Origin of the sequence: Nitrosospira multiformis (genome assembly GCF_003050865.1) — a bacterium.
GTDB classification, from domain to species: domain Bacteria; phylum Pseudomonadota; class Gammaproteobacteria; order Burkholderiales; family Nitrosomonadaceae; genus Nitrosospira; species Nitrosospira multiformis_E.
The window spans coordinates 1-24,042 of the sequence record NZ_QAOK01000029.1 but is presented as its reverse complement, the minus strand read 5'-3'; the positions used below and the strand labels follow the sequence as shown (position 1 = coordinate 24,042).

At 56.5% G+C, this 24,042-nt stretch carries 17 protein-coding genes; 10 read left to right on the top strand and 7 right to left on the bottom strand.

What is annotated here, in order from left to right; translation table 11 throughout:
• Positions 1–24 precede the first annotated feature (24 nt).
• The 3 genes from C8R21_RS12880 to C8R21_RS12870 are packed head-to-tail and all read left to right on the top strand — an operon-like array spanning position 25 to position 2,545.
• Positions 25–1,356: a (Fe-S)-binding protein gene (locus tag C8R21_RS12880; protein WP_107763071.1), complete on the top strand. Its 1,332-nt coding sequence runs from the start codon at positions 25–27 to the stop codon at positions 1,354–1,356.
• 59 nt (positions 1,357–1,415) lie between these two features.
• Complete coding sequence (locus C8R21_RS12875) at positions 1,416–2,015, top strand: DUF3501 family protein (protein ID WP_107763070.1); 600 nt, start codon at positions 1,416–1,418, stop codon at positions 2,013–2,015.
• Complete coding sequence (locus tag C8R21_RS12870; RefSeq protein WP_107763069.1) at positions 2,015–2,545, top strand: CNP1-like family protein; 531 nt, start codon at positions 2,015–2,017, stop codon at positions 2,543–2,545. The genes C8R21_RS12875 and C8R21_RS12870 overlap by 1 nt, the downstream gene beginning before the upstream one ends.
• Before the next feature lie 117 nt (positions 2,546–2,662).
• Here the strand turns inward: C8R21_RS12870 and C8R21_RS12865 are convergent, their stop codons facing one another.
• From C8R21_RS12865 to C8R21_RS12845, 5 genes are all read right to left on the bottom strand, one after another.
• Complete coding sequence (locus C8R21_RS12865; protein WP_107763068.1) at positions 2,663–2,995, bottom strand: beta-lactamase hydrolase domain-containing protein; 333 nt, start codon at positions 2,993–2,995, stop codon at positions 2,663–2,665.
• A gap of 39 nt (positions 2,996–3,034) precedes the next feature.
• Entirely contained in the window at positions 3,035–4,153 is a 1,119-nt protein-coding gene (gene proB, locus C8R21_RS12860) for a glutamate 5-kinase (protein WP_107763067.1), read from the bottom strand.
• Between the two features lie 243 nt (positions 4,154–4,396).
• The gene (locus C8R21_RS12855; RefSeq protein WP_107763066.1) at positions 4,397–7,591 is read right to left on the bottom strand and encodes an efflux RND transporter permease subunit; all 3,195 of its coding nucleotides are present in this window, start codon (positions 7,589–7,591) and stop codon (positions 4,397–4,399) included.
• 87 nt (positions 7,592–7,678) lie between these two features.
• The gene (locus tag C8R21_RS12850) at positions 7,679–8,884 is read right to left on the bottom strand and encodes an efflux RND transporter periplasmic adaptor subunit (protein WP_258192404.1); all 1,206 of its coding nucleotides are present in this window, start codon (positions 8,882–8,884) and stop codon (positions 7,679–7,681) included.
• A gap of 20 nt (positions 8,885–8,904) precedes the next feature.
• The gene (locus tag C8R21_RS12845; protein ID WP_107763064.1) at positions 8,905–10,293 is read right to left on the bottom strand and encodes an efflux transporter outer membrane subunit; all 1,389 of its coding nucleotides are present in this window, start codon (positions 10,291–10,293) and stop codon (positions 8,905–8,907) included.
• Between the two features lie 150 nt (positions 10,294–10,443).
• On the opposite strand from C8R21_RS12845, the gene C8R21_RS12840 reads away from it, so the two are divergent.
• Positions 10,444–10,953, top strand: a complete 510-nt coding sequence (locus C8R21_RS12840) for an RNA polymerase factor sigma-70 (RefSeq protein ID WP_107763063.1) — start codon at positions 10,444–10,446, stop codon at positions 10,951–10,953.
• Between the two features lie 148 nt (positions 10,954–11,101).
• Positions 11,102–11,317, top strand: coding sequence for a FecR/PupR family sigma factor regulator (locus C8R21_RS12835; protein WP_107763083.1), 216 nt, complete (start codon positions 11,102–11,104; stop codon positions 11,315–11,317).
• A 59-nt stretch (positions 11,318–11,376) separates the two neighbouring features.
• Here C8R21_RS12835 and C8R21_RS16710 read toward each other — a convergent pair whose 3' ends face one another.
• Positions 11,377–11,772 (bottom strand): serine O-acetyltransferase, encoded by a 396-nt coding sequence (locus tag C8R21_RS16710; RefSeq protein WP_219906669.1) that lies wholly within the window; start codon positions 11,770–11,772, stop codon positions 11,377–11,379.
• 344 nt (positions 11,773–12,116) lie between these two features.
• Between C8R21_RS16710 and C8R21_RS12825 the strand changes: the two genes are divergently transcribed.
• Both C8R21_RS12825 and C8R21_RS12820 read left to right on the top strand, forming a co-directional pair.
• Complete coding sequence (locus tag C8R21_RS12825) at positions 12,117–12,347, top strand: MbtH family protein (protein WP_107763061.1); 231 nt, start codon at positions 12,117–12,119, stop codon at positions 12,345–12,347.
• Positions 12,347–13,108, top strand: a complete 762-nt coding sequence (locus tag C8R21_RS12820; RefSeq protein WP_107763060.1) for a thioesterase II family protein — start codon at positions 12,347–12,349, stop codon at positions 13,106–13,108. Before C8R21_RS12825 ends, C8R21_RS12820 begins: the two co-directional genes overlap by 1 nt.
• A 17-nt stretch (positions 13,109–13,125) precedes the next feature.
• On the opposite strand, the gene C8R21_RS15960 is transcribed toward C8R21_RS12820, so the two are convergent.
• Complete coding sequence (locus C8R21_RS15960) at positions 13,126–13,290, bottom strand: hypothetical protein (RefSeq protein ID WP_181258941.1); 165 nt, start codon at positions 13,288–13,290, stop codon at positions 13,126–13,128.
• Positions 13,291–13,470: 180 nt separating this feature from the next.
• Between C8R21_RS15960 and C8R21_RS12815 the strand changes: the two genes are divergently transcribed.
• The 3 genes from C8R21_RS12815 to C8R21_RS12805 form a co-directional block, all read left to right on the top strand.
• Complete coding sequence (locus tag C8R21_RS12815; RefSeq protein ID WP_107763059.1) at positions 13,471–18,879, top strand: non-ribosomal peptide synthetase; 5,409 nt, start codon at positions 13,471–13,473, stop codon at positions 18,877–18,879.
• Positions 18,879–23,612, top strand: a complete 4,734-nt coding sequence (locus C8R21_RS12810) for a type I polyketide synthase (RefSeq protein ID WP_107763058.1) — start codon at positions 18,879–18,881, stop codon at positions 23,610–23,612. Before C8R21_RS12815 ends, C8R21_RS12810 begins: the two co-directional genes overlap by 1 nt.
• 67 nt (positions 23,613–23,679) lie before the next feature.
• Positions 23,680–24,042, top strand: a 363-nt coding sequence (locus tag C8R21_RS12805) for a condensation domain-containing protein (protein WP_219906668.1), incomplete at its 3' end; no start/stop codon positions are given.

Here is a 24,042-nt window from a genome sequence, read left to right as displayed (position 1 = left end):
TTATTTCCCCATTCATTTTCACGCATGACCACTCGCGAAGGCAGCCTGGAGGCGCCAAAGCGCCTTCCCATCGATTGGGAAAACCCGGAATATTATGATGAGCCGAAGCTGTTCGCCGAGATGGAACGTGTCTTCGATATATGCCACGGCTGCCGCCGCTGCGTGAATCTGTGCACCGCGTTCCCGCGCTTATTCGATCTCATAGATGAGGGACCGACCGGCGAACTGGACGCAGTGGAGAAATCCAGATATTGGGAGGTAGTGGATCGTTGCTATCTCTGCGATATGTGCTCCATGACGAAATGTCCGTATGTGCCTCCTCATCCCTGGAATGTCGATTTTCCGCACCTGATGCTGCGCGCCAAGGCGGTCAAGCACAAAAAAGGCGACGTGCGTTTCCGTGACAAGCTGTTGTCCAGCACCGATGCAGTGGGCAAGCTTGCCAGTATTCCCGTCGTGGTCCAGGCAGTCAATGCGATCAACAAGGCACCCACTACCCGCAAACTGATGGACAGCATGCTTGGCATTCACGCCGAGCGCAGATTGCCGGAGTACGACAGTCACAGATTTCGCGCAACTGCCCAGCCGAACGCGGACCACGAAGTGCGCAATGGCGAGCGGACCCCGGGGAAAGTGGCGATTTATTCCACCTGTTATATCAACTATAACGAGCCTGGAATAGGGCACGACTTATTGAAGATACTGGACCATAACGAGATTCCAGTGCGCCTCGTGGAGAAAGAAGCCTGTTGTGGAATGCCGAAGCTGGAACTGGGCGACTTGCACGCGGTGAAAGAACTCAAGGACAAAAATATTCCCCCGCTGGCGAAACTGGCCAGGGAAGGTTATGCAATACTCACCGCGGTGCCGTCCTGCACGCTCATGTACAAACAGGAATTGCCGCTCATGTTCCCGGACGACGAGGATGTGAAGGCGGTAGCCAAAGCCATGCTCGATCCCTTCGAATATCTGGCGATGCGAAACCGTGATGGCCTGTTGAAAACAGATTTCAAGAAATCTCTAGGCAAGGTTTCGTACCATATCCCCTGCCATTTGCGCGTGCAGAATATCGGGCAGAAGACGAAAGATCTGTTGCAGATGGTGCCGGACACGAAGGTGACCGTGGTGGAGCGCTGCTCCGGGCACGACGGCACCTGGGGCGTAAAAAGCGAATACTTTGCCGACTCAATGAAAATCGGCAGGCCTGTGTTCAGGCAGATGGCCCAGCATGGTCCTGACTATATCAGTTCCGATTGCGCCATCGCTGGTCGCCATATCGAGCAGGGGATGGGCGAGACAAGCGCGCATAAGGTGCATCCCTTGACCCTCGTTCGCATTGCTTACGGGCTGGCCTGAACGACTGCCGATGTTCAGCTGGTGTTGCCTCTATTCATTATCATGATCAAATAATAATTATGCCTCAGATCACACGCAGCAGCCTGATGACCCTGGAAGATTACGCAAAGTCACGGCAGGAATTCCGTGCACGCGTAATGGCGCACAAACGTAGCCGCAAGGTACATCTCGGCACGAACGTGACACTCATTTTCGAGGATGAGCTGACGATGCGGTATCAGATCCAGGAAATGCTGCGGGTAGAAAAGATTTTTGAGGAAGCTGGCATCCAGGATGAACTGGAAGCCTACAATCCGCTGGTGCCGGATGGGACCAACTGGAAGGCAACCATGATGATCGAGTACCCGGATCCTGTCGAACGCGTAGCCAGATTGGCCGAATTGATAGGCATAGAGGACAAGGTGTGGGTAAAAGTGAACGGCTTCGCTCCGGTCTATGCCATTGCGGATGAAGACCTGGATCGGGAGAATGAAAAAAAGACCGCTTCCGTCCATTTTCTGCGATTCGAGCTGGAGCTGGAAATGATAAAGGCGTTGCGTGAAGGCGCCTCTTTGAGCATGGGCGTCGATCATCCTGCCTATAAAGTGCCGGGGCAGGAAGTGGATGCGGCAGTGCGGAATGCTTTGATGGATGATCTGACCCCGGATCTCGTGGGGTGATGAGAACTTACCTGCTCATATTCTGGTTGCTGCTTTCGAGTGTATCGATTTCAGCTTCGGCCCAGCAACAAAAATTCGAATATGAGTTCGATCATGAACGGCCGTGGGTTGAGCTGCAGGCGGAATTGCCTCCTTATCCCGAACAGGAAAATCTGCTGCAATTCGATGCAGGCCCCGCAAGTTCGAATACGCATTACGTCGACGGTGCGTCTATTACAGTGGGAGAAGATGGTGTCGTGCGTTACACCCTCGTCATCAAGTCTCCCACGGGTGCAATGAATGTGAGCTACGAGGGAATACGCTGCCAGACCGAAGAGAAAAGAACCTATGCCTATGGGCGCAACGATAAAACCTGGGCACGGGCAGGATTGTCGAAATGGGTCGATCTCGAAGGTATCGTCCAGAACTATCCTCAGCGCGCGCTTTACCGGTATTTTTTCTGTCCTCTCGGACTTCAGACAGTGAAGGATGCGGATGAAGCGATCCAGGCGTTGAAAGCCGGCATCCATCCGCGAGCGGTAAGGTATTAGCTGAGAGGATGAGTGCTCTCCTTCTCCCCAAGGAAGGCGAAACAAAGTGACGGTTAGGCGGAGGCTGGACTGACCGCCATGAACGCGAACTCCCGGATCGGCCTATTTTAAGAATATTTATCGCGAGCGCTCGTAAAGTGCTTTGGAGCGAAGCCCGAGACGGCAGTAGCCAAGGGTAGGACCAGGCAGTTCTTTCATGAGTGTCTTGAACTGCTCAACGTGACTGTCATTGATTTGTCCTGGCACAATCGGCAGGTAGGCAAATTCAAGTCCCAGCTTGCTGGCTTCGGATGCGAGAAAATCGTGGTTTGGATGATGGCCTCCGTCCTCGCTATCCGGACGGTTGCAAATCACACTTTTAAAACCCGCGGCCTTGATATCGATCAGATCTTCGGCATCGATCTGGGGGCTGGTGGAGAAATTATCGTCAATTCTGGTCATTGGTTTCATCAGGTTTTCTCCCGCGATAATGAGTATTGCATAGAGGTGTTAAAGCAGAACCAGGTTATCCCTGTGGATGAGCTCCGGTTCACCTATATAGCCGAGAAGGTTTTCGATTTCGTCGCTTGCCCGACGGAGAATACGCCGGGTTTCCGTAGCACTGTAATTGACCAGCCCGCGGGCGATTTCCCTTCCTTGCGGATCAAGGCAGCCTACGACCTCACCACGCTCGAAGTTGCCACGCACATCGATCACGCCGACCGGCAGAAGGCTTTTGCCGCCAACGGCCAGCGCTTCCACCGCTCCTTCGTCCAGCGTGACATTTCCCCGGATTTGCAGATGGTCCGCCAGCCACTGCTTGCGAGCGGCGAGCATCATGGTTTCTGCCAGCAACTGGGTGCCGATCGCTTCCCCTCGGGCGAGACGAATCAGGACATCCGCTTCGCGTCCCGACGCGATCACCGTGTGCGCGCCGCTTCTCGCTGCGCGTTTGGCCGCCAGCACTTTGGTCAACATGCCGCCCCGTCCTATTTCGCTGCCTGCGCCCCCCGCCATCCGTTCGATGTCCGGATCTCCGGCTTTCGCCTGCTCCACCAGTTTCGCCTGGGCATCTTTTCGCGGATCGGCCGTGAATAACCCTTGCTGATCAGTCAGAATTACCAGCACATCCGCTTCGATCAGGTTGGTTACCAGTGCGCCTAGCGTATCGTTATCGCCGAAGCGGATTTCATCGGTCGCTACCGTATCATTTTCATTGATGATTGGAATGACGTTCAGATTCAACAGCGTGGCCAGCGTGGAGCGCGCGTTCAGATAGCGCTTGCGGTCGGACAAGTCTTCGTGGGTGAGCAAAACCTGGGCTGAGTGCAATTCGTGCTTGCGGAAGCAGGTTTCATAAGCTTGCACCAGGCCCATCTGTCCTACCGCTGCCGCCGCCTGCAATTCGTGGACCGCGTGCGGGCGCTTTTTCCATTTCAGGCGCTGCATCCCCTCCGCTATGGCCCCGGAAGAAACGAGCACCACTTCCTTGCCGATCTTCTTGAGTTTAACGATTTGCCCAGCCCAGTGCGCGAGCGCCACATGGTCAAGGCCCTGTCCCTGGTTCGTTACCAGACTGCTGCCGACCTTGACGACGATTCGCCGCGACTGCTTCAAAACGGATTCCATATTTGACGCTTTACATTGAATGTGCAGTTGCCCGTATTCCGGTTTTCAATACCGGGTACCTATTCCCGATACCAAAAAAATCAAATCCAGGGCAGTTTGAAGAGGTAGTTAAAGGTTAGAAGACCAGAAGGCCAGAAGGCCAGAAACAAATCTCAAATCTGTGCGGCTATCATGGAGGATTGGAGCACGGTTTTTATTATAAACCGCTGCCACCATCCTTATAAACAGCGAAGTTTCGAACCCTCAGTGAGCCATTTCCGCCAGAACCGGTTGCCTGCAGGAAGGCTCGGTGACAGCATAGCACACGGGTGTCAGTATGAGGCTCGCGGCCATACCCACCAGCAGGCCTACGGTCAGGGAGAGCGTCATGGGGACCAGAAACTGTGCCTGTTCGCTCCTTTCGAGCAGGATGGGAAGAAACCCGACAAAGTTGGTGAGAAATGCGAGCAGAATTGGCCTGAAGCGGGCGCTGCATGCCTCGAGTATAAGCGCAGATACGGGTCGGCCGCTGTCTCCCCGTTTTTGTACGTAATCCAGCAGTACCAGGCTATCGTTTATTACCACCCCGCTCGCCGCAATCATGCCCACCAGCGACTCCATGGATAGCGGAAGACCGATCAGCCAGTGCGCCCACACCGCGCCGCTCCAGGCCACCGGAGCCGCTAGAAGAAAGATCAGCGGCTTGGTATACGAACGAAAGGGGATGGCAATCAGGGCATAGATAACGGCTAGGGCAGCTCCGGTAAAAAGCACCAGTTTCTGGATTGTCTGTTCCTGTTCCTGGCGCTCTTCGCCAATGTCGATATCCAACCCTGGAAACTGACGTTTTATTTCAGGTATTTCATGCGCTGCAAAACCGGCATAAATCTGATTCACATCAGCAAGTTTGGGGTCGGTCTGGGCTTGTACCTTGAGGATGCGCTGCCGGTCCTGACGAAGCAGTTTTGCCTGGCCGGGCATCAATTCGATTTTCGCAAGGACTCCGAGGGGGGCCTGGGCTCCACTGGGCAAACGAACTGGAAGGTTCTGCAGATCGTCGAGTGACTGCCTCTCGCTACGCGGCAGGCGCACGATGACCCTGACCTCATTGCGCCCTCTTTGGAGCCGATGCACTTCGTCGCCATAGTAGGCGTGGCGCATTTGCTCGGCAATATCTTCCAGCCGGATGCCCAGCCGTTCCGCCTCGGGTTTGAGACGCAGGCGGACTTCGGGTTTGCCGGCCTCGGCGGAATCCACCACATCGTATACCCCGATGTAATCCGCCAGTTTCTGTTTGAATACCGCCACGGCTGCCGTCAGGGTTTCCGGATCGGGGTGGCCTAGATCGAATTCGATATCGTAGGGGAGATCCCCCTCCTTATACAGGAAATCGATCTTGGCCCGGCCGATGTCACCGATACGCTTGCGCCATTCCCGGATGAAATCCTCTACCACGATGTGCTGGCGTCCGGTGGGAGAGAGTTCGGTCCAGAAACCCGCGCTGTGCTCCGCGATGATCGTTTCCATGCCGACGACGACGCTCCCGCCGATATTCGGGTCACTGTCTGCTGCCTCTCTATCCAGTTCCTCCCGCAATTGCAGCAGCGCCTGTTCTACTTTTTCCGCTATTCTCCGCGTTTCGCTATAGGGTGCGTCTTCGGGCAATTTCAGGTAGACCCAGAAGCTCTCTTTTGTCACGTCTGCCTGCAAGGCCATCCGCACATGGCCACCGGCCACCAGTGCCACAGCCAGCATCAGCAGGACAACGAAAATGGCGATCGTGAGATAACGCCAGGCAAGCGCTTTCTGTAGCAATGGTTCGTAAACACGGCGGACGAACTGCTGCAATCCTTGATTGAGCGCAGCGCGCAGCTGCAGCAACGGGGGATAGGCCCATGTGCTCCTGGAGGGTGTCGCCAGATGAGAGGGCAGGATCAGCAGCGCTTCAACCAGCGAAAATACCAGCGTGAGAACCATTACCAGGCAGATGGGTTTCATCATCTGGCCTGCCCACCCGGGCAGGAATAAACCGGGCAGAAACGCGACAAGCGCGATCATGACGGCGAGAGTAACCGGCAGCGCGACTTCGCGCGCGCCGAGGATTGCTGCTTGCAGGTTTCTTTGCACCCAGCGGAATTCCGCAGTCGATGAGCCGTTCCCTTCTCCCGTCGCGGCAGCGGCTCCTGCTTTCGCCTCTTCCTGGCGGGCATAGATGGCTTCTCCTATGATAATTGCATCATCCACGAGAATTCCCATCGCTAGCAGGAAACCGAACAGCGACAGCATGTTGAGGGAAATATCCAGAGCTGGCATCAGCCAGAACGCGCCGAATATCGACGTCAGAATTCCCGCTCCGGCCCACACGGCCACTTTGAACTGAAGGAACATCGTCAGGATGAGGCAGACCAGTGCGAATCCCGTGAGCCCGTCCTCGAGCAGGGTGCCAATGCGCTCTTCGTAAGCCTGCGAATCGTCCCACCAGGTGATCAGGCCCACTCCCTGGGGAAGCTCCGCTTTTTTTTCCGCTACGTAAGCCTTGACACGGTGCGCCACAGCTACTGAATCTTTTTCGGCATGAATTTCCCAGCCTTGAGCGGTTTCCCCATTGTGGTGCCACTCCGACAACCGCTCTTCCAGGCCATCCTTGATGACCGCTACATCGCGAAGCAGCACACGGCTTCCGTCCGGCCGGGTGCTCACCACCAGATTTCCAACCGATACATCATCCTGGGCCTTGCCCTTGACCCTGAGCAGCAGCTCCCCTGCCGGATTCTTCATTACACCTCCGGGCAGGTCCACCGAAGCGCGTCGAATGGTTTCCGTCACCTCCTTGAGCGAGACGCCATACTGGCGCAGTTTCTCCGTGGATACCTCTATAGCAATCTCGTACGGCAGCTCGTAATAATTGTGCGCCCGCGTTACCCCCGGTATGCGGGAGAGTTCGGCATGAATGCCGTCGCCCAGACGCCTGAGGGTAAGCGGATCGGTAGGGCCATATAACGCCACCCAGATAACGCCATCATCTCCGATGCGGTTTGCCGGCTGCACGTCAATCTTCTCCAGGCCTTTCGGCAGACGCTGAATCGCTTGCACTCTTCCACGCGCCGCATTCATCACCTGATCCCTGTCGTAGGTGGGCAGAGCGGTCAGCTTGATCGTGCATTCCCCCTCGACAATTTCCGAATTCAACCTTTTAATGCCGGGCAAGTTGTAGACCGCCTCTTCGATGCGCACGCAAACAGACTCTTCGATCTCCAGAGGACCTGCTCCGGGATAGGTGGCCTTGATCTCGATCTGATGTGGCATGAAACGGGGAAACACTTCCTTGTCCATCAACAGCAGACTGCCCGTACCCCCAAGCAGAATGAGCAACATGAGGAGGTTGGCAGCGATCGGATTGGCCGCGAACCACGCAATCGGCCCCGAGGAGGGAAGGGAAGGAGGAAAGGTACTCTTCATTCAAAAAAACTCACGAATGGATTCTCCCTTGGCCAAGATGGGGGCATAGCGGATGGAATGCAGAACAGTCACGCATAAAAGCTTCGCTCATCGCGCGTTGCCCTGCGTTGTCGTCCCCAGACCGGTCTTTTTGAGCTTCGGCCCCGGAGCTACAATCTCGGCGCTTACCTTCATTCCTTCCACCGGAACTTCGATTCTCGAAATGACCAGCCTTTCCCCTGCCTTCAACCCGCTTTTGGCAAGAATGCGATCGGGTTCACGACGCAATATTTCTACACGACGAATATGCAGGCGGTTTTCCGCGTCGACGAGTAGCACCTCCTGGGAAGCATTGACGGCACCGGGCGGCAATACAAAGACATCGGCCTGCTCCCGCCCTTCGATCTCGGCTTTTACAAACAAGCCGGGTATGAGCGGAGGCTGGCCTGGCTTGGCCTTATAAGGATTCTGCACCTCGGCAACGGCGTGGAGGAGTCCAGTTTCCTCATCCAGCGCACCCTCCGTCCGGATAACGTGCCCCTCCCACCGGTGAGTAACACCGGCAAACTCTCCACTCAAGATGACCCTGGGCCCCCTTTCTGCCTTGTTGTCCCTGTGATCGAGCAGGAGATCGAGGTATGCGAATTGGTCGGTCGCCAAAGGCAGACGTATCTGAGCAACATCGGTCGCATAAAGGCGGGCCAGTTTTTCTCCAGGTTGAACGTACTGACCAAGACCGATATGCATGTTGCGCACACGTCCTGCAAATGGCGAGCGCCACTCGCAGCGGCTTCGCTGCAGGCGGGCTTTTACCATGTCGGCCTGCGCGGCCTTCAATTTTGCGCGTGCCTCCGCCAGTTGCGGCTCGCGCATGGTCAAAGGCGAGGGCATTCCTTCCCCCAGAACCTGCCATTCCTGGCGCGCTTGTTCCGCCTGCGCCTCTTCCATCGCAACCTGGCGCTCCGCCTCGGCGATGCGCGCGTGTGCCTCGGCGATCGCGTGATCATAGTCGCGCGTATCGATCATCATCAGGATATCGCCTGCCTCAAAAAAACCCCCGGCGGCCAGGCTGGGATGGAGCCGGACGATCTGGCCCGCTACTTCGGGGACGAGGTCAATCTCGGTACGGGGTACGACCACACCCTGGGAGCGAATATTCAGTTTGATCATTTGTGGAGTTGCCTCGATTACCCCTACCACTGGTATTCCGCTATCCGGCAATTCGGATTTCAGTGACGGCCGGTGAACGGCAATCGCCCACGAAATACTGATGCCTGCCAGCACAACAAGAACAGGGATGATGATTTTGAACATGCTCTTGCTTGCCCCTTGTTTCAGCACGCTTCGCAAATGCTGCCTCCTAATGCCAGGTAAAGAGTGATTCGATTGCTCAGAAGCTGGCGCCTGACGGAAAGATGGGCACTCTGGGCAGTGAGGGTGCTGCGGTAGCTGTCCAGCAGTGTAAGAATTTCGATATACCCATGTTGATAGGAATAGACCGCCAGTTTTCGGCTGGCTTCGGTTTGCTCAACTGCATTCCTCAAGGCTTTTTCTTCCTTCCGTAGCCATTCGTCGGCTGCCAGCGCCTGCTCTACTTCCCGGAAAGCATTGAGTGCCGTGTCCTTGTACAGATTAAGGGCCTGCTCGGTCTGCGCCTTGTCAAGTTCGATCTGGCCCCGGATGCGTCCCCCCGTGAATACCGGTTGCGCCAGGCCGATGAGCACGTTCCATGCGAGAGCCCTGGGATCCACCAATTCGGTCAGTGCCTGGCTGCGCATTCCTCCGGCTGCAGTCAGGGCAACACGCGGCAGCAGTAATTTTCTCGTGCTTTGCAGACGTGAGTCGGCAGCCAGCAAACGATCATAGGCAGCGACGAGATCCGGACGTCTTTCCAGCAATTCCGAGGGCAACCCCGCTGGCATATCGGGTGGAAGTTCAGGCAGTTCCGCAGTCGCCGTCAGCACAGCTTCCGGATAGCGCCCCAGCAGCACTTGCAGTCGGCGTGCAATGATCTGAACCTGGTTGTGCGCCTGGGTAAGCTCAGCCTCCGCATTGGCAAGGTCGGTGAGGGCCAGGCGCACGTCGAGCGCTTTCGTCAAACCGCGGGCAAAGCGTCCACGTACCAGGTCGACAATAACGCTTCGGTCCTTTACTGACCGCTCTCCCACTGCTGCTTGGAGCCTGGCTTCGGCAAGCTCAAAATAACCCTGCGCCACCCGGGCGGCCAGAGACAGGCGCGCGCCTTGAAAATCGGCTGCGGTCGCATTCGCCTCTCTTATTGCTGCCTGCTGGAAGTCGCTTATCCGTCCCCACACATCCAGCTCCCAGCTCAGGCTGAACAATGTTTCAAACACACTGAATCGAGCCGAACCGAATCCCGCCTCGCGGATTTGCGTATACTGGTAATCTGGGGCAAAGAGCAGTTGTGGCCATCGGCTTGCACCGTCTATGCGCGCCTGGGCCACCGCAGCTTTTACCCGCGCCGCCACAGCCTTCAGTTGATAATTATCTGCCAGGGCGCTGTTAACCAGGGCACTCAGATTAGGATCACCAAAAGCTTCTACCCAGTTTTCCGGGGTCGGCTGTGGAGTCCCTTTATCCGCCGCCCATCTGGCTGGGAGTGCTGCGCCTGCATCTCCAGGATTTCTCAGTGGAGATGTTTTGCAACCGCCAATTCCGGCAAGGGAAATCGAAACAATTATTATCGCAAATATCCTGGGCATTTCGGTTCAAGCCGATCCGAGAAGTGAGGATATTCGCTATATCCTTCGGAACCGGAAGTTAATCCATATTGTAAAATAGAAATTGCTATATGATAATAAGAATAGTTCTCGTTATTGTTATTATTATATGCTTTCTGTGGAGATGCGGTGATGATTGTCGAAGAGCAGATTGAACTGAGCGAAGTTTTCATGGCTCATCGGTCCCAGTTGCGCTGGGCGGCGCTCAAGATTCTCGGTAATCCCGAGCGGGCGGAGGACGTGGTGCAGGATGCATATCTCAAAGTATCGGAAGCAGCGGCAGTATTCCATGTCAAGCAGCCTGTGGCATACCTGTTCCAGATGGTTCGCAATCTTGCCATCGATCATCATCGGCGCATTTCATTCGAATTGAATCTTTTCGAGGGCGAAGACGGCGGGTTGCATGTGCCATCCCACATCGGAATGCCCGAAGCCACAGTCATCAGCCGCGAGCATCTGAAACTGGTTGCAAAAGCAATATCGGAACTTCCGGAGCGGACGAGGCGCGCTTTTGAACTCCATCGTCTGGAAGGGCAGACGCATCGCGCCATCGCTGCCGAACTGGCTATCTCGACATCCCTGGTGAATATCCTGATCCACGAGGCAATAGACCATTGCCGCGCTGCTCTCCAATCCACCTAGTCCCCCACTTGATCACTGCCAGCTTGATCACTCCCACCGCCTGGAAGCACTTGCACAGCGGTATCCGCTATACTTGTTTCGGGTAAGTTTAAAACTGTGGAAAATCGATGAATTCGAAGATTCATCGGGGGAACATCAAGGTGAAACCGTGGCGAATTCAGAGGACCAGGATTCGGATCAGGTGTGGCATACAGCAGTCGAGTGGGTAATACGTGAGCACGAGTCACTCAGCCCCGCTGAATGGGAAGAGCTGATCGGTTGGTTGAACATGAATCCGGCACATAGAAAGGCCTACGACGAGGCCTCCCGTCTCTGGCTCATCACCGGTCTTGTTCCACCCTTTGAACCGCCTGCCGAGGATTGATGACGAAGAGATAAAACGGGTACCAATATGCAATATCTCTGAATGATTCATGCGTCTTATCAGAGGGGAGCGGGATTCATTACATCCGGCGTACAGTTCGTTTTAACAATCGTAGAGGGATTTCCCGATACAATTGAATAAGGAGGGACGCTCTCTGTAACAAATGTGCCTCCTGCGATTCTGCTTCCGCGACCTATGGTTACTCCTCCGACGATGATCGCGTGGGGTCCGATCCAGACTTCGTCCTCAATGACGGGATATTCAGTTTGACGATTTCCGTCAGGGGAAATGCGATCACGCCCAAGGGTGACCCCATGAAAAAGGGTTACGTTATTACCAATCCTTGCGCCTGGATTCACAACCAGCCCCCAGCCATGTGTTATGGCTATACCTGCGCCAACCCTGGTCCGCCAGGAAAAGTCTACAGCCGCCAAATGCGTCGACAAACGATGCATAATTTTCAAAGGAATGAGCGTAAGGCGTAGGAAGCCCGGCTCTGCTGCTGCCGCCTGGCACAGTCTCATCGTTACGACCACCCGAAACGTTCTGCTAGTGATCGCCTCCTTGACTAGGTGACCCCAACTGAATTGCCCGCACTGCCGATGGGTATCAGATTTCAGTTCAACTGGCTTTGATCAAAAACCCTGCAGGCTATCAGTCATTTTCCTAAATTCTTCGAATCCTTATTCGTCTAGCTGAACAAGATTCCAAATAAGATTAAGACGCATTTCCAATCATTGGAATTCGTCCAGGGAATCTGGAACGCCATCTGTTTACAGACATAAGGGGAAGAACAAACATGACAAGTTGCTTCGACCGCGAAGACGGGACGTTTCGCGTGCTGGTCAATCATGAAGAGCAGTACTCCATCTGGCCGGAGTGGAAAGCCATTCCGGGAGGATGGCATGACATCGGGGTGCTGGGAGACAAGAAAACCTGCCTCGAACATGTAGAGAAAGTGTGGACGGATATGCGTCCCCTCAGCCTGAGGCGCTTCATGGACGAACAATGTTCAGTTGAAGCCAGGTGATGTCTGCACCTCTGACGCTTTTCGCACTGCCTTGCGCGGGCGCGAGCTCAGTAATGTATTTGCGCTGGCGGCGCAGGCTGCCTTCCTGGGTGCAAGTGGAGCCGATCGAGTTGCCGGGCCGGGGAGGTCGCCTGGATGAAACATTCGAGAGAAGCTTCCCTTTACTGGTCGAACGCCTTACGGATGAGATCGAGGCGTATCCGCCTCGGCGATACGCATTCTTCGGACACAGCATGGGGGCACTGCTCGCTTTCGGAATTGTCCATTCCCTGCGCAAGAGAGAAAAAGCCTTGCCTCTTGCCCTGTTTGTGTCAGCCTGTGCCGCACCCTCCCGGCAGGACTGGCGGCGCTATGCGGACAAGAATACCGACGCGTCGCTCATCGCCGATCTGCACAAGCAGAAGGGGACGCCGGAAGAAGTGTTCGAGAGTCCCGAGTTATTGTCTATGACGCTCAGCCTGCTGCACGCTGACTACCGCATCTGTGCAAGCTTCCGCTACGCACAATCCTTGCCTTTGCCGTTGCCGATCCATGTTTTTGGGGGCCGTGACGATGAAATTCATGAGTCGAAGCTGGAAGCGTGGCGATCCGAAACCACAGAAGATTTCTCGCTGGACCTGTTTGAAGGGGGACATTTTTTTCTCCGGCAGCACGAAGAGGCTTTTCTTCACGTGCTCGTCCAGCGGATGGCGCTGCACCATCCGGAAGCATGTCAGGAAGCGCATCGAGAACCTGGTGATATGTCCTTATGTATTCCTTAAGGTATCCCCTAAGGCGCTTATCGCTGCCCGAGCGCATTCCGGGTGGCATCGAAGTGTGGTTGCTCGAGTTTGATGTTGGGCTGTCGGTGCCCCGGGATGATGAGGCTTACGAGAGCGCGCATGATTTCCCCCCCCCCCCCGGTACCGATGGCTATGCAGCGGCCCTGGCATTCCAGACTCATGACCGGGCTTCAACTCAGGGGAAAAGCCGTGAAGTGTCGAGACAGACATCCCGGCTTCCCCTGTCAAGACTGGATCCCTGCCAAGGTCGGGCTGCATATCCGCAGGTTTGCGATCAGTCCATTCGCCAGATAGATCACTCCTGAAAAGGTTTCAAAGTCAGTCCATTGAAAGGTTTCACTATGACGCCAAGGTCAATTTTTCACCGCGTTTACCCGCAAAACCTGGTGACGCATCTCCGTAGTCTCGCGTTGGCACGTCCCACAGACCTCGCCTTGACGGTAATGGGCCAAGAAGGCGAGAGAGCCGTGGAAAAAGCGTTCGACTACACAACACTGGATCAACATGTTCGTGCACTCGCAGCCATTTTGCAGGACCGTTTTTCGGCAGGCGAGCGCGCCCTGTTGCTCATGGAAAATGATGAGCATTACGTAATCGGCTTCTTTGCCTGTCTTTATGCAGGACTCATCGCTGTGCCCGTTTTCCCGCCGGAGATGGTGCGAGAACGGCATCTGGCACGCCTGCTCGCCATTGCAGCCGATGCTGAGGCACGCTGCATATTGACCACGAGCGAAATCATGCCCTTGATTGCTCGTACCGCGGTGGAACAGTTTTCTTCTTATGCGACCGTGCTGACTGTGGACACGGTGAAATGCGATAACGCCTTCGCATGGCGTGAATATTTTCCCAAAGAGGGAGATATCGCGTTTTTGCAATATACCTCGGGGTCTACATCCACGCCTAAAGGGGTAATGGTGAGCCACGGCAGCCTGATGACAAATACGAGGGTGTTCGAGGAGGGTATGTCGATCAATGCAAACGACATATTCGTGAGCTGGTTGCCGCTGTATCACGATATGGGACTGATCGGCGGCTTGCTGCAACCCATCCATCGGGGCATTCCTGTCGTGCTGATGACACCCCGGTTTTTTATCGAACGACCGGTACGATGGTTGAAAGCCATTTCGCACTACCGTGCGACGGTGAGTGGTGCGCCCAATTTTGCGTTTCAACTCTGTGCGGACCGGGTAAGCGATGCTCAGCTACAAGAGCTCGACTTGTCGAGCTGGCGTGTCGCCTTTTCGGGTGCCGAACCGGTACGCCGGGAAACGATGAAAGCATTTATCGAACGCTTCGCACCGGCAGGATTTCCACCTGGCACAATTTATCCCTGTTACGGCCTGGCCGAAGCAACGCTTTTTGTCACCGGCGGGACGCGTGGAGACGGCATGGAGGCACATTGCTTCTCTACCCAGATGCTTGCGCAAGGCAGAGCCGGAGTGGCAGAGCCGGGAACCTCTCTGGTAGCTTGCGGTGTGCCGGCTTCCGGTCATACGGTGAGGGTTGTAGACCCGGAAACAGGTGTCCAGTTGCCCGATGGTACGATCGGGGAGATCTGGACAGATGGTGCCAGCCTGGCCTGCGGCTACTGGCGAAAACCAGAGGAGACAGCCGAAACTTTTGTTTCCCACGAGGGGGGACGGTGGCTGCGCACCGGAGACCTTGGCTTCATACATGATGGACAGTTATACATTGCAGGAAGGCGCAAGGATCTCATCATCATAAGGGGGCAGAACGTCTACCCGCAGGACCTCGAGCAAATGGTCGAGGATGAGGTGGAGGCCGCCCGGAAGGGAAGGGTGGCCGCGTTTTCGGTAGAAACCGAAAACGGGGAAGGAATCGGCATGGCCGTGGAGATATCCCGCGGCATGCAGAAGCTTATCGCCGTTGAAACTTTGGTGCAGGCGTTGAGTGAGGCCGTGAGCGGAAGCTGCCACGAGCCACTTTCGGTGGTGGTACTACTGAATCCGGGAGGATTGCCCAAAACTTCCAGCGGAAAATTGCAGCGCACCGCCTGTCGCCAAGGCTGGCGCGAACGCACCCTTGACGCGTATGCCATCTATGAGTTTGGCAATTTCGTGCTGGGTGGCAGCGGGCGGCCCGTACCCACGTTGACGGATGACGTCGAAATTTCGCTCGCGGGCATCTGGGAAACGGTATTGAATCGCCGTGCGCTGGGGCGCGAGGATCATTTTTTTGCCAGCGGCGGAAGTTCACTCTCGGCAGTTCAGGCTGTGGCGCGTATTGCTGAGCATTGGCAGATCGATTTCACGCTCCGCAGTCTGTTCGAGAATCCAAAGTTGTGCGAGTGCGCAGAGGAAATCAAGCGCGTACTGTCTGTTGGCACTCCCAGACGCACTGCCAGCATCAGCATTCTTTCCACCGCAAAGAGGATTGGAGCAGCCGATGTGGCACCGCTCTCCTTTGGTCAACAGCGTCTCTGGTTCCTTTGGCAACTGGACCGGCCATCCACCGCATATCACATCAAGCAGGCGTTGCGATTGTCGGGTCCCCTGGACGCGCAGGCGTTGCAGACCAGCCTTGATGGGCTGGTCGCGCGTCACGAATCCTTGCGTACCGTTTTCCGGACAGGAGCGGAGGGTTCCGTGGAGCAGGTGATCCAACTGGCAGTGCGGTTGCATATCCCACACATCGATCTGGGCGACACTCCTGCCCTTGCGCGTGAAGCGCGTGCGAAAGAGGAGGCCGACCAGATCATTTCCGCCCCCTTCGATCTGACACAGGGCCCATTGCTGCGAGTAGTCCTGATCCGGCTGACGCAGGATGAGCATATCCTGGTGATGACCATGCATCACATCATCTCCGATGGTGCTTCGATGCAGGTATTGCTTGACGAACTCGCCGTCGGGTATCTGGCTGATGCTCAGGGGCAATTGCCGCAGTTCGACCCTTTACCCATCCGCTACGCGGACTATGCCGGGTGGCAGCGCAGTTGGCTGGAAGCAGGCGAGAAAGACAGGCAATTGATCTACTGGCGTGGTTGCCTGGGCACTGAACATCCGGTGTTGGAATTGCCGGCCGACCATCCGCGGCGACCTGTGGCAAATTATCAGGCGGCACGTCATTCTTTCGACCTGACGCCGGATGTGCTGAGCAGGCTGCGAAGCCTTGCCCAACGCCCTGATAACCACAGCGCGACTCTTTTCATGGCGCTGATGGCGGGTTTTCAAGCTTTGCTCTACCGCCTCACGGGACAAAGGGATATTCGTGTCGGCGTGCCGGTCGCCAATCGCAACCGGATTGAAACCAGGGGCATCGTCGGTTTTTTCGTGAATACCCAGGTACTGCGCGGGAAAGTCGACGGCCGCATGGCTTTGTCAACCCTGCTCGCGCAGGTCAGAGAGGCGGCAATCGACGCCCAGGCACATCAGGATTTGCCCTTCGAGCAATTGGTTGAAGCATTGCAGCCGGAGAGAAGCCTGAGCCGGACGCCGCTGTTCCAGGTGACCCTTAATCATCTGGTGAGCGACCGGCGCAAGCTCGATCAAATCAAGGGGCTGAAGATTGTTGACTATCCGTTGGGCGAGCAGGCTGCACAGTTCGAGCTGACGCTGGAAACGATCGAGTCACCCGATGGAAACGTGCGTGCAAGCTTCATCTATGCATCGGAGCTCTTCGATACCCGCACGATCGAGCGCCTGGGACGCCAGTATGTGGTTCTGTTGCGGGCAATGGTTGGGCAGCCGGAAATACCCATCGGGGATGTGCCCCTGTTGAGCGAGAGCGATATGGCGCAGCTCGGAGCATGGGGAGCATGGGGGGCGAATGCTGTAGCGCACCTTTCAGGTAGCGCCTTGTTCGATCAATCTGCTCATCCAGTCGCCCATAAAGCTGTCCATCATGCTGCCCATGAACCTGTGCATCGGCGCATAGAGCGCCAGGCGGAAGAACATCCAAACGTCTGCGCCCTGATTTTCAACGATACCGAAATAACCTACCAGGAACTGAACCGTCGCTCAAACCGGCTCGCACACCATTTAATCGCTTTGGGAGTCAAAGCGGAAGTAAAGGTCGGCATTACGGTAGAACGTTCCATCGAGATGATCGTCGGCCTGCTGGGCATTCTCAAGGCAGGAGGAGCATATGTACCGCTCGATCCCGACTATCCGCGCGAACGCCTCGACTATCTGGTTGAGGATAGCGGCATCCGGTTGCTATTGACCCACTCTCCTCTCAGGAATCGTATCCCCGATTCGGAAAAGCTTTCGGTGCTGGAACTGGATGGCGCCGGCGTGAAGGGGGTAGCAGAGACCAACCCGGAGATTACGTTACATCCCGATAATCTCGCTTATGTCATCTACACATCCGGATCGACCGGCAGACCGAAAGGAGTAGGAGTAAGCCATGGTCCCCTGGCGATGCATCTGGCAGCGATCAGGGAAATCTACGACGTACGTCCTGGTGATCGCGAACTCATGTTTTTCTCGATGAATTTCGATGCGGCTGCGGAACAGTGGATCACACCCCTGTGCGAAGGTGCGACGCTTGTCCTTTCATCGACACGCGATCTTGCTGGCGACGGTTTCGTCGATCGGATCGGAAAGCACAGCATAACCACGCTGCACTTGCCGCCCGCTTATCTGCGGATGCTGCTTCCCTTGATGCAGGGGGGTGCCACGTCGGTACGCACTTGCATAGCAGGCGGCGAAGCATGGTTTGCAGCCGACCTGGCCGCCACGCAGGCCGCTCTCCCGCAAGCCCGACTGGTCAATGCCTACGGGCCCACCGAAACGATCATTACCCCGGCTGCCTGGGTAGCCCATGCGTCTGAAACTGCTGAGGCCGGTATCCTCCACGAATTCGCGCCCATTGGCCGTGCCGTTGGAGATCGCAAATTGTACGTGCTCGATGAGGACTTGAATGTCGTGCCTCCCGGCTGTGCCGGAGAACTCTATATCGGTGGGACAGGACTTGCCCGCGGATACCTTAATCGTCCCGGTCTCACCGCAGACCGGTTCGTTGCCGATCCTTTCGCACCGGATGGGAGCCGCCTTTACCGCACGGGGGATCGCGTGCGTTGGCGCAATGAGGATAATGGTGGTCAACTCGAATACCTGGGTCGGCTCGATCATCAGATCAAGCTTCGCGGTTTTCGAGTTGAATTGGGCGAAATCGAGGGACAATTGCTGGCCCAGCCCGGAGTTCGCGAGGCGGCGGTAGTGGCAAAGGAAAGCCGCAATGGAATGCGCCTCATCGCCTACGTCGCCTCGCATCATGGCGTAACACTCAATGCATCCATGCTCAAGACTGCGCTTGCTGCCGTGCTTCCGGATTACATGCTGCCTGGTTCGTTTGTGCTGCTCGATAGTCTGCCGCTCAACCCCAATGGCAAGGTCGATCGTCAAGCGTTGCCCCTGCCCCTGGCGGAGCAGATCGATGAGGCAGCCTATCAGGCGCCTGTCAATGCCGTGGAAACGATGATTTCGGAAATCTGGGCGGAAGTCCTGGAGCTACCCCGAGTGGGGCTGCACAACAATTTTTTCGATCTGGGCGGGCATTCGCTGCTGCTCATCAAGGTGCAATGCAAACTGGAAGAGCAGTTGAAAACACGCATCGCCATCATCGACCTTTTCAGATATACCACCGTCGCAAGTCTGGCTAAATTCCTCGGCCAGGAGGACAGGCAGGCGGATAAGGAGCGCCTGCCCTTGCAGCGCCATCAGGAACGGGCGCAGCGGCAGAGAGCGACGTTCATACAACGCAGGCTGAGAGCAGGGAGGACGCATTAATGGATCATACGGAAGAGTTTTCGGAGAGAGACGATATCGATATCGCAATTATCGGTATGGCGGGCCGGTTTCCAGGCGCGGATAACGTGGATACTTTCTGGCGCAATCTGCAGGATGGAGTCGAGTCCGTTACTTTCTTTACCGACGAGGAACTCCTGGCGCGAGGGATTTCGCGCAAGACTCTGGAAGATCCGCACTACATCAAGGCGGGCGCCGAACTGCCTGGCGTCGATCTTTTCGATGCCTCTTTCTTTGGTTATACCCCGCGCGAGGCAGCGGAAACGGACCCGCAGCACCGGCTGTTCCTGGAGGTGGCCTGGCAGGCGCTGGAAGATGCCGGCTATGACGCATCGAACTGCAGCGTCCCGGTCGGGGTTTATGCCGGCTGCGGGGTTAACACCTACCTGCTGCTGAATCTGTTTTCCAGCGGTCGATTTTCGGATATGCACGACATTTCTTCGCTGCAAGGGTTGATGAATGGAAACAACAAGGATTCCATGACGACGACCGTCTCCTACAAGCTCAATCTGCGCGGACCGGGGATTACCGTGCAGACAGCCTGTTCCACTTCACTCGCGGCCGTGCATGTCGCCTGCCGGGGCCTGCTCAATCACGAGGCGGACATGGCAATGGCTGGGGGTGTCTGGGTCAATCTGTTGCACGAGGGCGGTTATCGGTACCAGCCTGGAGCGATTCTGTCGCCGGATGGCCACTGCCGCGCGTTTGATACAAAGGCGGCGGGCACGGTGATCGGGAGCGGGGTGGGGATCGTCGTGCTCAAGCGGCTGTCGGATGCACTTGCCGATGGCGATACGATTCATGCCGTAATCAAAGGGTCCGCAATCAACAACGATGGTTCGGCCAAGGTGGGCTACACTGCACCGAGCGTGGAAGGCCAGGCGGAAGTGATTCTGGCTGCTCAGGCCATCGCCGGCGTGGATGCCGACACGATCAGCTACGTGGAGACGCATGGCACGGGAACAACGATCGGCGATCCGATCGAGATCGCGGCGCTCACGCAAGCCTTCCGCGAAAGCACGGACAGGCGCGGATTCTGCGCCATCGGATCGGTCAAGACGAATGTAGGTCACCTGGATGCCGCAGCAGGCATCGCCGGTCTGATCAAAACCGTCCTGGCAATGAAGCATCGAACCCTTCCGCCCAGTCTGAATTTCGAGCAGCCCAATCCACAAATCGCTTTTTCCTCGAGCCCTTTTTACGTCAACACCGAGAGCAGGCATTGGTCGAATGAATCGACCCCACGGCGCGCCGGAGTGAGTTCCTTCGGCATCGGGGGGACCAATGTGCACGTGGTGCTCGAGGAAGCTCCGCCCGTGGAGCCCGTGAGTTCCTCACGCGCCTGTCAGTTGCTCACCCTCTCGGCGCGCACGCGCACGGCGCTCGGGGCGATGATTGCCGTGTTGCAGGAGCATCTGTGCGCACATCCCGGTTTACCCCTTGCCGATGCCGTTTATACCCTTCAAACGGGAAGAAAAAGTTTTGCCTGCCGTGCAGTAGTGCTGTGCCATGACAGGGATGAGGCGCTCGACGTTTTGGAAAGGAAGCCTGCGGACCGCTTTGTTACCGGACAAGTGGCGTCGGAAAATCGTCCCATAGTCTTTCTTTTCCCCGGTCAGGGTGCTCAGCATATCGATATGGCGCGGGAGCTTTACCACGGAGAGGCGGTTTTTCGGCGGGAATTCGATCGCTGCGTCGAATTGCTGCAACCCCATCTGAATTTCGACCTGCGCGTCGCCTTATACCCCAACCTTGACCCTAGCCTTGAGGGTGGGGATGAGGCGCGGAAGAAGGAGTTGTCCGCGCGCCTCGAACAGACGGAAGTTACCCAGCCCGCACTCTTTGCCGTTGAATATGCTCTTGCACAGCTATGGATGTCCTGGGGCATCCAACCGGCAGCAATGATCGGTCACAGTGTGGGTGAATACGTCGCGGCATGTCTTGCGGGCGTATTTTCGCTCAAAGACGCGCTGCGCCTGGTTGCCTTGCGCGGACGCTTGCTCCAGCAGACGGAGACGGGCGCCATGCTCGCGGTCATGTTGCCCGAGGCGGAAATAATGCCTTACCTGTCGGAAAGCTGCGATCTCGCCGCTGTCAACGGGCCTGAATTGTGCGTCCTTTCAGGGCCGGTTGCCGCCATTGAAGCGTTGGAAACCGATCTGCGTAATAAAGGTATCGGGGCGCGACGTCTTCATGTCTCCCATGCATTTCACTCCGCACTGGTCGAGCCGATGTTGCCGGCTTTCATGGAACTGGTTTCGGCCATGGAATTGCACCCGCCGCAGATTCCCTTTCTTTCCAATCTCAGCGGCGACTGGGTTACGCCGCAGGAAGCTACCGATCCCGGGTATTGGAGGCGGCACGTGCGCGGGACGGTACGCTTCGATGATGGACTGCGCGAGCTGTTGGGCAATCCTGATCGCATCCTGCTGGAGGTGGGACCGGGCGAAACATTGACCACCCTTGCGCGGCGTCATTCCGAAGCAAAACCGGAGCACGTCATCCTTTCATCCTTGCCTCATCCTGGCAGAGCGAACCAGACTCAAGCACATTTTTATCTTTGCCTGGGGAGATTGTGGCTTGCCGGGGTCGATATCGATTGGGAGAGTTTTTACGCTGACGAACGCCGCCGTCGCGTCTCCTTGCCGACTTACCCATTCGAGCGCCAGTCATACTGGATCAAGCCCGGTAGCCTGAAGACGGAGAAGACCGCGAAGACTGCAAAGGCAGTGGGGGAAGGAGACAGGCCCCGGCTCATGGCTGGCCTTGAGCCAAGGGCACGCCAGCAGGTGACGGATAATGCCGGGCCGGTAGCTCGACCGCTCGATGAATGGTTTTACACCCCTTCGTGGCGGCGCTCGGACAGCATTGAACAAGAGAGTGTCCTCCTGGACCAGGGAAGATCATTCATCCTCTTCGAGGATGATCATCCCTTCGGGATGGCTCTGACAGGACATTTGCTTACGCTGGGAATAAAGCCGGTCGTCGTCTCCGCAGGCTCGACCTTTCACCGTCAGGACAAGGACCATTATATTGTCCGTCCGGGCGAACGGCAGGATTACGATCTTCTGCTGCGCAACATCGGCGAGGATGGCAGGACCCTCGGACATATCTTTCACTTGTGGAGCCTAACCGGGAATGGCGGCAGACGCATCTACGGGGAAAGCCAGGTCGAAAATCAAGTGGAAATCGAGGCCAGGAATTTCTTCAGTCTGTTTTATCTCGCTCAAGCGCTGGAGAGTGCCAAACAGGTAATCCCGAGCGAGGCGAAGGTCGAGATTACGGTCATCACCGACCAGTTCGAGGATGTCACCGGCAGCGAATCTCTTCGTCCGGAAAAAGCGCTGTTGCTTGGGCCCTGCAAGGTCATTCCCCAGGAATACGCGTATCTGAGCTGCCGGCTGGTTGATGTCGAATTGCCGGCAGACGACGATACTGCAAAAAGCCGGCTTGTGCATCAGATAGTGGCCGAGTCTCAGGCTGAGCTGGTTTCCTCAATGGTCGCCTACCGGGGACCACACCGCTGGATTCAGACTTTCGAACCCATCCAATGCCGGAAGCCGGAGAAAGCGCACCTTCGCCTTCGAAATGGCGGCGTCTATCTGATTACCGGTGGCCTCGGCGGCATCGGCCTGACGCTGGCTGAGCATCTGGCGCGCAACTATCGTGCAAAGCTGGTGCTGATGGGACGCTCCCCGCTTCCAGCCCGCGAGCAGTGGTCCAATGTCATTTCAGCAGCGGAAAAAGCAGACCTCCTGCGCAGCAAGATCGAGAAGGTCATGCATCTGGAGGCGCTGGGCGCAGAAGTGCTGGTATTGCAGGCCGACGTTGCGATCCAGGCGGAGTTGAAGGCGGCAGTGACGCAGGCCTATGAGCACTTCGGTGCTATTCACGGTGTGATTCATTCCGCGGGAGAGGTTGGTACCGATCTCATTTCGGTGAAAACCGGGGAGAGGGTGGCGAAAGTGTTTGCCCCCAAGGTACAGGGAACACAGGCATTGCAGGCTGTATTCAAGGATGCCTCCCTGGATTTCATGCTGCTGTGCTCATCGTTGGCAGCCATTGCGGGTGGCCTCAGCAAGGTCGATTATTGTGCCGCCAATGCCTACCTCGATGCGGTCGCCCGCGGGGCTACCCGTTCCGCCTATAGCGGTTCCACATTTCCCGTCATATCCGTTAACTGGGATAGCTGGCGGGACGTGGGGATGGCGGCCAATATGGCAATGCCCGAGGGGATGGGGATTTCACCCAGGGAAGGCGCTGAGGCTTTCGAGCACATCGTCAATAACATGGTCAGGCCCCAGGTGATTGTCTCCACTCTTGACTTGCACGCCCGCCTCAATCAGACGCAGGAGGATCTGGTAGCTCTCGTCGGGGAGCCTTTCGCGCTGGCGGAGAACGGGCAGCATGAGCAGGGAGGCCAGCAGCACTATCCGCGACCTGTCCTGGACACGGCCTTTGTCGCTCCAGAGAGCGATCTGGAGAAGAGCATTGCAGAGATCTGGGAGAGCCTGCTTGGAATGGACGCCGTCGGTATTCATGACAATCTGTTTGAGTTGGGGGGGGATTCATTGCTGGGTATTCAACTGCTTTCGAGAGTGCGGGCGGTTTTCGGAATCGATATGCGTCCTGCAGATTTTTTTCGGTCTCCCACCGTTGCAGGTCTCGCCGAGTTGGTAGAAACGAAATTGCTGGACGAGATCGAGTGTTCATGATTTACCGCCCCTTGTGGGGTGAAGCCATTCCATCTCCCGATGTTTCCTCATCTTTATCCGCACCATCATGCATAGCAGCAGTCTAGCTCAAAGACGCGCGCGCCTGACCCCTGAGCAACGGGAGAGGCTGGCGCAGCGGTTGGCCGGAGCTCATGCTCCAGCACTTCAATCGAATATCCCCCGCCGCAACACTTCCGCGGGAGTGCCGCTCTCATACGCTCAGCAGCGTCACTGGTTTTTATGGCAATTGGAACCGTTGAGCACGGCTTATCATTTGAGCGGGGGGTTGCGGCTGACGGGCAGGCTGGATATTGAAGCGCTGCGCTGGAGCTTTGCGGCGCTGAGCAGACGGCATGAGTCGTTGCGTACGATATTCAGGGCCAATGCGGAAGGGCTGCCGGAGCAGATCATCGAAGATGAGCCGCGGATT

What these genes read in the sequence shown, in the direction of transcription:
- C8R21_RS12880 (WP_107763071.1), top strand. Translation starts at nt 25, where the DNA reads ATGACCACTCGCGAAGGCAGCCTGGAGGCGCCAAAGCGCCTTCCCATC.
- C8R21_RS12875 (WP_107763070.1), top strand. Translation starts at nt 1,416, where the DNA reads ATGCCTCAGATCACACGCAGCAGCCTGATGACCCTGGAAGATTACGCA.
- C8R21_RS12870 (WP_107763069.1), top strand. Translation starts at nt 2,015, where the DNA reads ATGAGAACTTACCTGCTCATATTCTGGTTGCTGCTTTCGAGTGTATCG.
- C8R21_RS12865 (WP_107763068.1), bottom strand. Translation starts at nt 2,995, where the DNA reads ATGAAACCAATGACCAGAATTGACGATAATTTCTCCACCAGCCCCCAG.
- proB (WP_107763067.1), bottom strand. Translation starts at nt 4,153, where the DNA reads ATGGAATCCGTTTTGAAGCAGTCGCGGCGAATCGTCGTCAAGGTCGGC.
- C8R21_RS12855 (WP_107763066.1), bottom strand. Translation starts at nt 7,591, where the DNA reads ATGAAGAGTACCTTTCCTCCTTCCCTTCCCTCCTCGGGGCCGATTGCG.
- C8R21_RS12850 (WP_258192404.1), bottom strand. Translation starts at nt 8,884, where the DNA reads ATGTTCAAAATCATCATCCCTGTTCTTGTTGTGCTGGCAGGCATCAGT.
- C8R21_RS12845 (WP_107763064.1), bottom strand. Translation starts at nt 10,293, where the DNA reads ATGCCCAGGATATTTGCGATAATAATTGTTTCGATTTCCCTTGCCGGA.
- C8R21_RS12840 (WP_107763063.1), top strand. Translation starts at nt 10,444, where the DNA reads ATGATTGTCGAAGAGCAGATTGAACTGAGCGAAGTTTTCATGGCTCAT.
- C8R21_RS16710 (WP_219906669.1), bottom strand. Translation starts at nt 11,772, where the DNA reads ATGCATCGTTTGTCGACGCATTTGGCGGCTGTAGACTTTTCCTGGCGG.
- C8R21_RS12825 (WP_107763061.1), top strand. Translation starts at nt 12,117, where the DNA reads ATGACAAGTTGCTTCGACCGCGAAGACGGGACGTTTCGCGTGCTGGTC.
- C8R21_RS12820 (WP_107763060.1), top strand. Translation starts at nt 12,347, where the DNA reads ATGTCTGCACCTCTGACGCTTTTCGCACTGCCTTGCGCGGGCGCGAGC.
- C8R21_RS15960 (WP_181258941.1), bottom strand. Translation starts at nt 13,290, where the DNA reads ATGAGTCTGGAATGCCAGGGCCGCTGCATAGCCATCGGTACCGGGGGG.
- C8R21_RS12815 (WP_107763059.1), top strand. Translation starts at nt 13,471, where the DNA reads ATGACGCCAAGGTCAATTTTTCACCGCGTTTACCCGCAAAACCTGGTG.
- C8R21_RS12810 (WP_107763058.1), top strand. Translation starts at nt 18,879, where the DNA reads ATGGATCATACGGAAGAGTTTTCGGAGAGAGACGATATCGATATCGCA.